Raw genomic sequence first — 11,589 nt, forward strand, 5'->3', positions numbered from 1 at the left:
CGGATGGAACCGATTATCGTCTTACGCCAGGTTTGTCGGACATTCAGCGCGGGGAGTGAAACGCTTGCGGTGCTGAGCGACATTTCACTGACCATCCACAGCGGTGAGATGGTGGCGATTGTAGGAGCCTCGGGGTCAGGGAAGTCCACGTTGATGAATATCATCGGCTGCCTGGATAAGCCTTCTTCCGGCGAAGTGTTGATCAACGGTACGCCCGTACATGACGCAGACAGTCTGCGCCTCGCCGATCTGCGTAGCCGTTATCTTGGGTTTATTTTCCAGCGCTATCACCTGATGCCGTATCTGACGGCGGAAGAGAATATCGCCATTCCCGCGCTGTACACCGCGATGTCGGAAGCCGAGCGCAACGCGCGCACCCAGCGTCTTGCACGTCAACTCGGTCTGGAAAACCGCCTTCAGCACCGACCCGCCCAGCTTTCGGGTGGGCAACAGCAGCGCGTGAGCATTTGTCGGGCGCTGATCAACGGGGCGCATATCATTCTGGCGGATGAACCCACCGGCGCGCTCGATAGCGTCAGCGGCAAGGCGCTAATGGATGTGCTGCACCAGCTACATGCGTCGGGGCACACGGTCATCATCGTCACCCACGATCGCGACGTTGCCCGACAGGCGCAGCGAATGATTGAGATCAGCGACGGGCGGATCATTCGCGACGTTCAGCACGCCGCCGTTCGCCGTCCGATTGCGCTGCCGGAGCAGGATAACGGACGCGCCTCGCTGGGGCGCCGTCTTCATGAGGCGGTCCGCATGGCCTGGCGTTCGCTGCTCGGACACCGGATGCGCGCATTTCTCTCCATGCTGGGGATCATCATCGGCATTGCGTCGGTGGTGTCGTCGATGGCGGTAGGTGAGGGCGCACGACAGGCGATCATGAGTGAGATCGGTAAGCTGGGAAGCACCACGCTGGAGATCCATCCGGGTACAGGGTGGGGCAATAAGCGCCCGGATATGGAGCGCGCACTGTCAATGGATGATGTTCGCAGTTTACAGGCTCTGCCGTGGATTATGGGCGTCTCGCCGGTGGTCAGCAGCACAACGCTCGCGGTTCGCAAGGGGCTCGACTCCTCCATGATGCTCTCCGGCGTTTCACAGGATTTTTTCGCCCTGCAAGGACTGCGATTTGTACAGGGAAATGGCTTTACCGCGCGGGACGTCGCGGAAGGCGAACCGGTGTTAATCCTCGATGAGACCGGGCGCGATACGCTGTTCCCCGGCGGTGAAGATCCGCTGGATGAGATAATCCAGATAGGCGGCGCGCCGTGGCGGGTGATCGGCGTGGCGACGCGCCCCGGCCCAAAAGTCGTGGGCGGGTTTATGACCGCCTGGGTTCCGCATACGTCATTACAGCAGCGACTCACCGGCGAAAAACCACTGGAATCATTGATTCTGCGCTTTCAGCCGCCGCTGGAACCACATGAGGCGGCGCAGCGTGCGGAACGTCATCTGCTGCGGGAACATGGCCGGAAGGACTTCTTTATCCAGACCGACGATCAGCTGGCGAACGCGCTGCAAAAAACCTCTGACTCTATGTCGCTGTTGATCACCGCCATTGCAGCGATCTCCTTGCTGGTGGGCGGCGTCGGGGTGATGAACATTATGCTGGTGTCCGTGACCGAACGGACCCATGAAATTGGCATTCGCCTGTCCGTTGGCGCACGTCCCTCGGACATCATGAACCAGTTTCTGATTGAGGCCGTGATGATCTGCGCCCTCGGTGGCCTGCTTGGGGTGTTTGGCTCGTGGGTGGCGGGGCATCTGTTCGCCTTTGCAACCGATGCATTCTCGATGGTGTTCACCGCGTTCCCGGTGCTGATGGCCTGTGGTTTTTCCGCTCTGATCGGCCTGACGTTTGGCTATTTTCCGGCGCGCAGAGCGGCTCGCCTCAATCCTACCGAGGCGCTGGCTCGCGAATGAAAAGACTCCTTTTGTTACCCGTAGTTTTCGTACTGGCAGGCTGTAGCTCACTGACCCGCAGCGACTACCAGCGCCCGCTGCTGTCATTACCCACCCAGTGGCAACCCGCTACCGATACGGTGTCGGAATACGGCTGGCAGCGTTTTGGCGATCCCCGGCTGTTGCGGGTCATTGAGCAGGTGCTGGAAAGCAATAACGATCTCGCGGCGGCGGCGATCGCCGTGCAACAGGCACGCGTGGCGGCAGGGCTAACTGACACCACGATGACGCCGGATGTGACGGTCAGCGGTTCCGCCAGTAACAGTAAAAACGTACGTCGGGGGACGTCCTCACAGGAAAACTACAGTAGTGGCATCACCATCGCCTGGGAACTGGATCTGTGGGGAAAACTGGCGCGAACGCGTGAACAAAGCGAATGGGAAGCGGTGGCGAGCGAGCAGGATTACCATGCGACGGTACTGACCACGATGGGCACCACCGCCCAGCTTTACTGGAGTATCGCGCTGTATAACCAGCAGATTCGTAATCAGCGTGACGGTCTGGCGATTTCGCAACAGACCGTGCAGCAGGTGACGTCATGGTTTAACGCCGGGAAGGTCGGTCAGCTTGATGTGTTGCAGGCGCAGCAGGCCCTGCTGGAACGAGAGAATCAGTGGCGAACGTTGGTTCAGCAACGTCAGAATACGCGCAATGCGCTGGCGCTGTTGCTCAACAGGCCAGCGGAACAGCATGCCGACGAATCGCCCGCGCTGGATGTCAATCAACAGGTGCCAATCGCGCAAAAAACACCGCTGCGGGTGATCGCTCAGCGGCCTGACATCCAGGCGGCGGAATCACGTCTGCGCGCAGCCCTTGCGGGTTACGACGCCACGCGGCTGCAGTTTTATCCCGCGCTGTCTCTTGACGCCTCGCTGAATGCCGGCAGTCAGATCTTCAGTCAATGGTTCAGCGATCCGATTCGCTCAATTGGAAGTGCGCTGACGCTGCCGTTTATCCAGTGGAATACCCAACAGCTCACCGTGAAGCAGGCGGATCTCGCGGTAAAACAGGCGGCGATAACCTTTCGCTCGACAGCCTATTCCGCACTCGCCGAAGTGGATGAGGCGATGGAAAACCGTCTGAGCGCTGAAGAGCAGCGCGCACGACTTCACCAGTCGCTGGCGCTCAGCCAGCGGCGTTTAACCCTGACGGAAAGCCGCTATCGCGCGGGCGCCGTGGATTTTCAGACGTTGTTGAACGCGCAGGACGATCTGCTGACGTTAGAGAACGCCCTCGCACAAACCCAATACGACTACCTCTACGCCACGTTGCAGCTCTGGCTGGCGCAAGGGGGTGGCGAAACGCAATACAGGATAATGAAACATGAAGCTGAATAACCAATTGAAGCGGGTCGTCGTTACCGGGTATGGCGCCGTGACCCCACTCGGCGCGACGGCTGAAGAGAGCTGGCAGTCGATAATGGCTAACCGTCTGGGCTATCGTTATGTCGATAAAACGGCGCTGAATATCAACACCCATTTTCTGGGACTGGTGGATAATGAACCGAGCCTGGCGGGTATTCCTGCAGTGATTCGCCGTCGCCTGCCGCGCTTTGCCCGGCTGACCGTAGGCGCGGCGCGTCAGGCGATGACGATGGCCTTTGGCGTCAGGCCGCCGCAGGAGTATTACAGTACGCTCGACTGCGGCGTGATCATGGGAACCGGCTGGGCGGGGCTGGATGAAAGCTACGATGCGCAAAGTGAGTTTGCGAGCTCGGGCGTCGCCTCGCCGTTTAACTGCTTTTACTCGATGCCCAGCGTCACCACTGCGGCCTGCAGCCAGTACTGGGGGCTTAATGGCTATCAGAACACGGTGATTGCCGCCTGTGCGACGGGGACGATCGCCATTGGCGACGCTTACGAGGTGATCCGTAGCGGCAGGGCGAAAATGATGCTGGCCGGTGCCGGGGAGTCGCTCACCAGCCATTGTGCGGTGTGGAATATTGACGTGTTGGGCGCGCTGAGTAAAGAGGCGTCGGATCCGCAACGCGCCAGTTGTCCATTCAGCGCCCATCGTAGCGGTTTTGTGTTATCGGAAGGGGCAGCGGTGCTGTGTCTGGAAGAGCGCGAAGGGGCACTGGCACGCGGCGCGACGATTCTCGGCGAGATTACGGGTTACGCCAACTTCTCTGACGCCTGGGATTTCACCTCGCCGGCGGAAGACTGCCTGGCCCGCGTGCAAACTATCAGCTACGCGCTGCAACAGGCGGGGCTGAAGCCGGAGGCACTCGACTACATCAACGCCCACGGCACCTCGACGCCGTTGAACGATATCAATGAAACTCAGTCGCTCAAAATGGCGCTGGGGGATGCGGTATGGTCCATTCCGGTTTCCAGTACGAAATCGTACTCCGGGCACTTAATTTCCGCGGCGGGCACCTTCGAGAGCATTGTCTGTCTGCAGGCGATCGGCAACGGCATCATTCCCGCGACGGCCAATTTCCAGCAGGCGGATGAATGCTGCGATCTGGATTATGTCGTCGAAGGTCATCGGACGGGCAATGTCCGTCGCACGTTAAACCTGAGCTTCGGGTTTGGTGGCGCGAATGCGGCGTTGATCCTGGAGAAGCACCTGTGATGCCGCTTCATTATGGCCACCAGGATGCCCGGCGCTGGGCCGCGTTTTCGGGCGATTACAACCCGGTGCATTTTGACGAGTCGTGGGTGAAAGCGCGGGGCGGGAGCGGGCTCAGCGTGCATGGTATGCGCGTCTTGCTGGACGTAAAGCGGTTTATCAGTCCACCGGTCGACGACGCCCCGTATCTGAAATGTACCGTGCGTCTGCGCCGACCGCTGTGGCGGGATACTGCCTATCGCCTGACGCGCGATGCGAATAAGCGCGTTGCGGCGTCGGTGCGTGAGTTATCTGCCGAAGAGACCTGCCTTTCCTGCCAGATCATGCCGGAGAAACACCTGCCGTTAGCGAATGGAGAAAGTCAGCGGGTTCTGGATTCGTCGGCGCTGGCCGCGTTACACCAGACGTTCAAATCGCTACTTCCCGACGCTCAGCAATGGCATTTTCTCGACGCCCTGTTGTTTCGTCATCTTCTCCAGGATACCGCGCTGTTACGCCAGCAGGCTATTGCCGACATGCTGCCGACGTGTCGGACGCTGGAGGCGTTGTTTTCTCACTTTCCTGTTGTACAGACCCATCAGGAAGTCATTTTCGACAGCCATCTGCTGGCCCCCTGGCGAGCAGAGTCGCTACCGGAAAACCTTGAGATTGACACCTTGCCGGCCCTGGTGGTTGGCGACCTTGCAAGTGGCGCGATGGTGGTGCGAATCGCCGCGCGAACCTGTTATCAACATCACTACATTAGCAATGCCGTGACGCTTAAAGTCGGCGCGCTGACAGAAGGAAAATCAAATGAGCCAGCATGAAATGATCTACGACAAAATCAGTGAAATGATCTGTGACGCAAAAGACCTGGCGCCGGAGGCGCTGACGCCAGAGACGACACTGCCTGAGCTGGAACTGGACAGCCTCGACTACGTTGAGCTGATGGTGCTGGCGAAACGTGAGTTTAACGTCACGATCAACCCTGAAATGTTTATGAAAAATCCAACCATGACGCTTCGCGAACTCAGCGAACGTATTGCGCAGGAAATGGCAGGTTGATATGGCAAAGAAATGGATGCTCATTACCGGCGGCAGTCGGGGAATCGGCCAGGCGCTGGTGAACCACCTGCTGCCCGAATGGAACATTGTCTTTACCGGTCGTAACGAGGCCGGAATTGCCCGTACGCTGGATCTCGCGCAAAGTCGGAGTACCTCGACCTGGGTGAAAGGGTTTCGTTGCGACGGTAGCGATGAAGCCAGCGTTGCGCAGCTCGCCACGTCGCTGCTTGAAGCGTATGGCGCGCCCACTGCCATCGTCCATAACGCTGGCATGACCAATGACGCGCTGCACATCCACCAGAACGCGCGCGACTGGCAGGACGTGCTGGGAAACAATCTGGTCGCGGTAGTGAACTGGAATCGCATCCTGCTGCCTGCCATGATGACCCTGGGCAGTGGTTCGATTGTGTTTATGTCGTCCGTGACGGCCATTAAAGGCAACAGCGGGCAGACGGCCTATGCGGCCAGCAAGGCGGCGATGATTGGTCTGACGCACTCGCTGGCGCGAGAAGTGGGCCGGTTTGGCATTCGGGTAAACTGTCTGGCGCCGGGATTGATTGAAGGTGAAATGGTGCAGGCCATTCCGGAAGCCCGGTTAAAAGCGATGCGGCAGAATATTCCTTTGCGCCGTCTCGGGCGCACCCAGGATGTCGCTCGTGCGGTTGCGTTTCTGGCCGGGGAAGGGAGTAGTTATCTCACCGGTCAGACGCTGGTGCTGGACGGCGGTTTGTCCGCCTGAGAAGAGGGCCGCGAGGATGATGTCTCGCGGTTCACGACTGGCTGAGTTGGTTTATTTTCTGAACCAGGGCGCGACGCTCTTTGACGGACTCCTGAAAGATCTGTAACAGAGTCTCACTATTTTGCTGCACAATGCCCGCCAGTTCGGGGGTAATTTCCGCGGTTTCTCCAACGCGTGCTTTAAATTCTGACGACAGCGTGACGCCCTGCAACAACGACGCCAGCCAGATGCTGGCTTTCAGAATCCTCACCTCCGGAGGATGCGCAGCCTGTGCCGCTCCTGTCTTTTGAATCTGACACCAGTATGCGATCTCTCTAATCGCTTCAATCGGATAGAGTTCATCCCAGACGGCATTCTCTTCCCCGGTATGGGCCGGTGCGGCGCACAGCACCAGAGATGTCAGGTTATGCAGCAAGCCGCCTATTTCGATTTTCAGGCACTGAACCGCGGGAAGCCCCATTTCTCTGGCCAGAAAACCAGAGATACGGCCGACGACCAGCGAGTGTTGGACGCCGTTCTGGCTGAACCCATCAATAATAAACGCCAGCATATTGGCGATATCGCGAAAGTTATGCAAAGAGACGGAGTCATTATGGATGCGGGGGATGTCCTGGATGTAATCATCGAACTCTGTGGATGTAATTTTTAACCAGAAGTGTTCGCAGTTTGCTATTTTTCTGAAGGCGTTGATAAATTCGGGGGGATAAAGAATGTGTTCGCCACCAACTATTATATTAATAATTTCATCTTTCACCGATATTATATCGCTGGAGCGGTAATGGGCGATTAAAACATCCAGACGATCCGCCAGATAAACGACATGGCTCTCTTTGGGGACCTTTTCACCGTTAATGTAATCGCCTTTCCCTTCATCCCAGTGCGTATGGTGATAACGAACAATGGGGCTTAATGGGGTCAGTAAAGGGACGCTGGCCAGTAATTCAGCGCCGACGGCTGCATGGTTATTGAGTTCATTGTCATAATAGCTGAGAGGCTGAAGACGAGACTCTTCGTTCAGCCCCCCGATATCATGCAGCAGGGCCGCCAGCAGGGTTTTCCTGCACTGTGCTGGCGTGAACCGGGATTCCCGGGCCAGATGCCAGGCGATGAATGCCGTTCTGACATGATGCAGGTTAAGCCTGGGGTTAATCATGTCTATTATTTTTGAGATGCAAGCCAATGATTCTATTAATTTTATATTCATATAATGAGAAACTTAACTTTTGCTGTGCTTTATGAAAGAAAACCACACAAATTAATTTCGCTTGCAACCATATTGCGGAAATGCGTGGTTACCAAAGAGTATGACATCTTTATTGATTTTTTTTATAAAAATTATCTTATCGCTCGGGCCTTTGCCAAATAACAAATTATTAGCAATCTCATCATCAACATTGTCAGTGTTATCACGTATGGTTTTGACACTCATTATCTTATAAAGATACGCATCGGCATTGTACGTTTCATATTTCATTTTGAGCGTTCGCGAGATTAAATACTTTTTTTCGTTATGTGTGAGAAGACCATCAATATTGACAAGAAGTTGCTCATCCATCATGTGGACAAAAATTAACCCTTCTGCCTGAATGTTGTCGCTATTGATACTCTGAGTGAGAGAAAACTGTGACTCGCAAGCGAAAACGGGAGGTCGGGTTAAACAATAAACTGTGCCGATCAATAACAGACCGAGACAGGTTAAAAGCATAGTGACGTGTTTAGGCATTATTTTTTTCTCTGTAATAAAAACTGACGCAACTGCCTTTATCACATTTAATGAGTAACAATTGCACAGTATCACCCAGGACACCCTGTACCTGCTGCTTGTAAACGTATAACTCCTTTTGCTGTGAACAATCGAATGGTTGCGGGACAAAATCAAAGCTCTTTGTCACCTCTCGTAATGAGAGTGAGGAGGGCATAAAAATGATGCACTGATCCTGAACCAGTTTTTTTATATCGCTGTCGGCCCTGAATGATGCGGGATGTATTATGAGCAGGAGAAAGGCGATTACCAGGGCGATAATGCGGGTAAATTGCTTAAGGCAGGGTTTCTGCGGTTCAACCGACGGGGCCTCCGGCTCCTTTTCTTCAAGGAATGGCGTTCGATACTCACGATCGTTATTAATAATAGCATCTTCCGCTATTTTGAAACCAATACGGGGAACCGTGACAATGATTTCTTTTGCGATACCCAGATCGCTCAGGTTTCTGCGTAAAGTTGAGATATATTGATTTAGATTACTATTTGACGCTCTGGCACCATATTTATCAAAAACGGCCTGAAAGATTTCATTTCTTGAAAGGATATCGCCGTGGTGATTGAGCAATTCTGCTAACAGGCGCGTAGAGGTTTGTGATAATTCAACGCAATCGCCGGTTAACAGATTAACGAGAGACGCATCTTCAGTGTCAAAAGTGATAAATCCCTCAATGTCGAACCTCATGTTCATCTCCACCCTAAGCCCTGCTTTCCGCTAACTTACAGTCTTTTTTTGATAAAAATACGTGAATGCTAGATAAAAATCCTGTATTTACATTCATCTTAAGCTAATGTTGCTGGTTTGCTCAGGAGTACGCATACTGCTAACACCTTCCAAATCCAGGAGTCTGCAAATGAAACTCTCGCTGTGTTCATATAACCCGGGTGCAGCACATCCAGGCTACAACGTACCTCATGACAATCTGCAGATGTTAGCGGCGGAAATGGGAATAAGTGACCTGGCAATGGTCAGGGGACCGGAACAATTTTTTATTCTCGAGCTATTAAACGAGCACAGTGCTCAGGGCCTGTCTACCAGAGAGCTTGCCGATCTGTGTGGCATCTCAATTTATAAAGTCAGACACTTACTTCTTCCGCTGGAGAAATATGGTCAGGTTATAAGAGATAAAATGCAAAAACATCACCAGTGGTTTTTGTCAAAGGACTCTACAGATATTGTCTGGCATTCTAACAAGCAGTATTTTCATTTGCAACAATGAGTGAAAAGTCAATTAGATAGTCCTGATAATATGGGGAATACTGGTAATTATCTCGCGAACCATTAGGAAAAATCCCAATAAAATATTAATGTTCGCATGCTGTCACTATTGCCTTTCGTCCATTTTTTTATGCTTGTCCATCGTGGACGCCTGATCCGTATTTAGCGGTAAGTACAAGAGTAGTACTAAACATCTTTTAACGTCGTATTACATTCTGAATGGTCTGCTTATCAGGTGCCCGTGAAATCTGGTTTCAACGGGCAACTATTTTGTTGTTAACTCTCTGTATAAGACATCAGATGCGCTAATTGCGTATTAATCCTTTCCACCAGCCATTCACTTCCTTTTTCTTGAGCCAGCGTATAAAGGGGCAATAAAATTCCCGTCCCTTTAATGCCGTTATTGTCCGAAAGATAGATACCCTCATCGGCTTGTGGGTAGCCCTCATAACTATCCCAAAGGGTATAAGGCGCGTCGTAAGCCGCATCATTTCGCGTTGGTGAAAAAAGATAAATGCAGAGATAACTTTTGGCTTCCTGAGCTGAGATTTCTAGCGCGGTAGCAAGCGGCTCACTGTCTTTACCATACTGTTTCAGGCGCTGCTCGTAGAGAAGTTCACTGTCAGTCACCAGCTTAAAATCGAGAACATAATCCGATGTTGTCATGGGACTTCCGGGTTCTTGTTGTCGACTGAAAACAAATGAAACGTCCATGATGGGAAGGTAATCCCATTTCCATGACTCAAAAGGGTTTTTGTTTGATTGTGGCGGTTTATTAAAACTCCATGTATTCCAGCTCAGGAATGTGGTGTCCAGCTTTTGTGCGGTCTCATTCAATAAAGGAAAGAGTTGTTGATAGTAAGCAGCACAAATCCGATGCGCTTGCCTGACGACGATAAAGGGATCAGACATGATGTTTTCCTGCAAAAAAAGAAAAAGTGGTGGGGAGGTTTTGTGACGATAAATAGTCTAAAAGCGGCCGCCAGGACTGGAGAGGGGAACGGATATCGTACAGTGCAAGAGCATTCAGACAATCATGGATAATTCTTCTCTCCTGTTGTGATGCCCATTCCGTCTCCGGATATTGAATTTTTTCCCTGACCGTGCGCCATTCCAGCCCGTGAAACGTGACGTCAGGAAAGTTGTGTTTGAGTTCAGCAAACCAGGTGGAATGCTTGTCCGGCAGATTTCCCAGTGCTAAAAAGTGCAGGGCAGGTTTTTTATCTTCACTGTTTTGCCAGCCGTAGATCTCTTTGCACCATTGCTGTTTATACTGTTGCCCGCCTGCCGGAGGTTTCACTTCAATGAGCAATGCGGTGTGCGTGAAATTTAAAATCACATCGGGTTCTGCATAGTGATCCTCTTTACTCACCCAGTGCGCGACGTGGTCGCTGATCGCTGGCGGAAAATCGTACTTCGGCCAGAAAACGATGGATTCAAATGCTCCCCAATTTTTTACATTTACGCCAAGCAGTGAAGTGAGAACCGTATGCAGAGACGCGTCAGACAGATAACTCATACGTCCCCAGAATGCTGCCGTAAGTAGATCCTCATAACGCTGAAATACAGAACGCCAGCTCTGTGTTTCTTCGCCTGGTAAATTTACCCGTCGGGCCTTTCCGTTTAAAATTGCCTGTAGCATAGATATGTCCTTACTATGAAATACCCACTTTTTTTATCATTTTTAAGCCTTTAACGTAATGTAATTAATACAGTGAACACTAAATAGACAAAGGAGATCGTGAGAAAGCAGTAGCCCGCTAAAAAACGCCAGTTTCTTTTGAGGACAAATAAAATATTTTTATTTCGTCGGAATTTTTTGATTTTAGTTAAGCGTAAATAAAGTGCACTTCTCTGGACATCTGAAACAGGAGCTTGATTGATTTTCCTTGCAATACATTTTTCTGAGTCAATAAATGAACGTCTATGACCCAGATTAGCCAATTTACTGGCAAAGAAAACCAGAGTGAGCATAAAGGCACAGAGCTGAAAAAATCGATTCGGTATTCCCCAGCATGCAAAACTCGTGAGCAGGAGCCATTCAGCAACTGAATCACTTTGCAGTTTTTTCCACCAGTGATTCATATCATGCGCGTAGATTCGAATCTCTTTTTTAATGCCTTCATAAGGATCGGTAGCCATCTCTTTCTCCAGGACTGTCTCTGTGCGAATGACTGCAATGTAACAGATCAAGAAGTTGAGTATTGGTACGTTGACTATTTTCTATGGCTGGAAAATAAAAATGAGATAAATGCGGATCGTTTCTGAAGGTAGGGAAAC

Annotated in this window: 13 protein-coding genes; 7 read left to right on the forward strand and 6 right to left on the reverse strand. The window is 52.2% G+C overall.

The annotated features are described in order from the left end of the window. The first annotated feature begins 3 nt into the window (after positions 1-3). Genes QNN88_RS18530 through QNN88_RS18555 form a run of 6 tightly spaced genes read left to right on the forward strand, consistent with a single transcriptional unit; the run spans position 4 to position 6,331 of the window. Positions 4-1,935: an ABC transporter permease gene (locus QNN88_RS18530; RefSeq protein WP_414241504.1), complete on the forward strand. Its 1,932-nt coding sequence runs from the start codon at positions 4-6 to the stop codon at positions 1,933-1,935. Continuing rightward, positions 1,932-3,311: a TolC family protein gene (locus QNN88_RS18535; RefSeq protein WP_414241505.1), complete on the forward strand. Its 1,380-nt coding sequence runs from the start codon at positions 1,932-1,934 to the stop codon at positions 3,309-3,311. The genes QNN88_RS18530 and QNN88_RS18535 overlap by 4 nt, the downstream gene beginning before the upstream one ends. After that, the gene (locus QNN88_RS18540; protein WP_414241506.1) at positions 3,298-4,551 is read left to right on the forward strand and encodes a beta-ketoacyl-[acyl-carrier-protein] synthase family protein; all 1,254 of its coding nucleotides are present in this window, start codon (positions 3,298-3,300) and stop codon (positions 4,549-4,551) included. The genes QNN88_RS18535 and QNN88_RS18540 overlap by 14 nt, the downstream gene beginning before the upstream one ends. Further along, a complete protein-coding gene (locus QNN88_RS18545; RefSeq protein WP_414241507.1) occupies positions 4,551-5,354 on the forward strand; it encodes a protein dehydratase in 804 nt (267 codons plus the stop codon). The genes QNN88_RS18540 and QNN88_RS18545 overlap by 1 nt, the downstream gene beginning before the upstream one ends. Continuing rightward, positions 5,341-5,592: an acyl carrier protein gene (locus QNN88_RS18550; protein ID WP_414241508.1), complete on the forward strand. Its 252-nt coding sequence runs from the start codon at positions 5,341-5,343 to the stop codon at positions 5,590-5,592. Before QNN88_RS18545 ends, QNN88_RS18550 begins: the two co-directional genes overlap by 14 nt. Before the next feature lies 1 nt (position 5,593). After that, on the forward strand, positions 5,594-6,331 hold the full coding sequence (locus QNN88_RS18555; protein WP_414241509.1) for an SDR family NAD(P)-dependent oxidoreductase: 738 nt from the start codon (positions 5,594-5,596) through the stop codon (positions 6,329-6,331). A gap of 31 nt (positions 6,332-6,362) precedes the next feature. On the opposite strand, the gene QNN88_RS18560 is transcribed toward QNN88_RS18555, so the two are convergent. The 3 genes from QNN88_RS18560 to QNN88_RS18570 are packed head-to-tail and all read right to left on the reverse strand — an operon-like array spanning position 6,363 to position 8,775. Then, a complete protein-coding gene (locus tag QNN88_RS18560) occupies positions 6,363-7,535 on the reverse strand; it encodes an HD domain-containing protein (RefSeq protein WP_414241510.1) in 1,173 nt (390 codons plus the stop codon). A 51-nt stretch (positions 7,536-7,586) separates the two neighbouring features. Continuing rightward, positions 7,587-8,054 (reverse strand): hypothetical protein, encoded by a 468-nt coding sequence (locus tag QNN88_RS18565; protein WP_414241511.1) that lies wholly within the window; start codon positions 8,052-8,054, stop codon positions 7,587-7,589. Further along, positions 8,047-8,775 carry a winged helix-turn-helix domain-containing protein gene (locus QNN88_RS18570; protein ID WP_414241512.1) on the reverse strand — a complete coding sequence of 243 codons (729 nt, stop codon included), beginning with the start codon at positions 8,773-8,775 and terminating at the stop codon, positions 8,047-8,049. The genes QNN88_RS18565 and QNN88_RS18570 overlap by 8 nt, the downstream gene beginning before the upstream one ends. A 169-nt stretch (positions 8,776-8,944) precedes the next feature. Between QNN88_RS18570 and QNN88_RS18575 the strand changes: the two genes are divergently transcribed. Continuing rightward, the gene (locus tag QNN88_RS18575; protein WP_414241513.1) at positions 8,945-9,310 is read left to right on the forward strand and encodes a FaeA/PapI family transcriptional regulator; all 366 of its coding nucleotides are present in this window, start codon (positions 8,945-8,947) and stop codon (positions 9,308-9,310) included. Between the two features lie 275 nt (positions 9,311-9,585). Here QNN88_RS18575 and QNN88_RS18580 read toward each other — a convergent pair whose 3' ends face one another. The 3 genes from QNN88_RS18580 to QNN88_RS18590 are packed head-to-tail and all read right to left on the reverse strand — an operon-like array spanning position 9,586 to position 11,451. Further along, positions 9,586-10,221, reverse strand: a complete 636-nt coding sequence (locus tag QNN88_RS18580; RefSeq protein ID WP_414241514.1) for a hypothetical protein — start codon at positions 10,219-10,221, stop codon at positions 9,586-9,588. Further along, positions 10,214-10,951, reverse strand: a complete 738-nt coding sequence (locus QNN88_RS18585) for a hypothetical protein (protein ID WP_414241515.1) — start codon at positions 10,949-10,951, stop codon at positions 10,214-10,216. The genes QNN88_RS18580 and QNN88_RS18585 overlap by 8 nt, the downstream gene beginning before the upstream one ends. 50 nt (positions 10,952-11,001) lie before the next feature. Continuing rightward, positions 11,002-11,451 carry a hypothetical protein gene (locus QNN88_RS18590; protein WP_414241516.1) on the reverse strand — a complete coding sequence of 150 codons (450 nt, stop codon included), beginning with the start codon at positions 11,449-11,451 and terminating at the stop codon, positions 11,002-11,004. Between the last annotated feature and the right edge of the window lie 138 nt (positions 11,452-11,589).

The sequence above is a fragment of the Citrobacter sp. ANG330 genome, from assembly GCF_047467925.1.
GTDB classification, from domain to species: Bacteria; Pseudomonadota; Gammaproteobacteria; order Enterobacterales; family Enterobacteriaceae; genus Citrobacter_A; species Citrobacter_A amalonaticus_G.

Excerpts from the sequence above, each read along its gene's own strand:
- QNN88_RS18530 (WP_414241504.1), top strand. The coding sequence starts at position 4 with ATGGAACCGATTATCGTCTTACGCCAGGTTTGTCGGACATTCAGCGCG.
- QNN88_RS18580 (WP_414241514.1), bottom strand. The coding sequence starts at position 10,221 with ATGTCTGATCCCTTTATCGTCGTCAGGCAAGCGCATCGGATTTGTGCT.
- QNN88_RS18535 (WP_414241505.1), top strand. The coding sequence starts at position 1,932 with ATGAAAAGACTCCTTTTGTTACCCGTAGTTTTCGTACTGGCAGGCTGT.
- QNN88_RS18555 (WP_414241509.1), top strand. The coding sequence starts at position 5,594 with ATGGCAAAGAAATGGATGCTCATTACCGGCGGCAGTCGGGGAATCGGC.
- QNN88_RS18560 (WP_414241510.1), bottom strand. The coding sequence starts at position 7,535 with ATGAATATAAAATTAATAGAATCATTGGCTTGCATCTCAAAAATAATA.
- QNN88_RS18570 (WP_414241512.1), bottom strand. The coding sequence starts at position 8,775 with ATGAGGTTCGACATTGAGGGATTTATCACTTTTGACACTGAAGATGCG.
- QNN88_RS18565 (WP_414241511.1), bottom strand. The coding sequence starts at position 8,054 with ATGCCTAAACACGTCACTATGCTTTTAACCTGTCTCGGTCTGTTATTG.
- QNN88_RS18590 (WP_414241516.1), bottom strand. The coding sequence starts at position 11,451 with ATGGCTACCGATCCTTATGAAGGCATTAAAAAAGAGATTCGAATCTAC.
- QNN88_RS18585 (WP_414241515.1), bottom strand. The coding sequence starts at position 10,951 with ATGCTACAGGCAATTTTAAACGGAAAGGCCCGACGGGTAAATTTACCA.
- QNN88_RS18545 (WP_414241507.1), top strand. The coding sequence starts at position 4,551 with ATGCCGCTTCATTATGGCCACCAGGATGCCCGGCGCTGGGCCGCGTTT.
- QNN88_RS18550 (WP_414241508.1), top strand. The coding sequence starts at position 5,341 with ATGAGCCAGCATGAAATGATCTACGACAAAATCAGTGAAATGATCTGT.
- QNN88_RS18540 (WP_414241506.1), top strand. The coding sequence starts at position 3,298 with ATGAAGCTGAATAACCAATTGAAGCGGGTCGTCGTTACCGGGTATGGC.
- QNN88_RS18575 (WP_414241513.1), top strand. The coding sequence starts at position 8,945 with ATGAAACTCTCGCTGTGTTCATATAACCCGGGTGCAGCACATCCAGGC.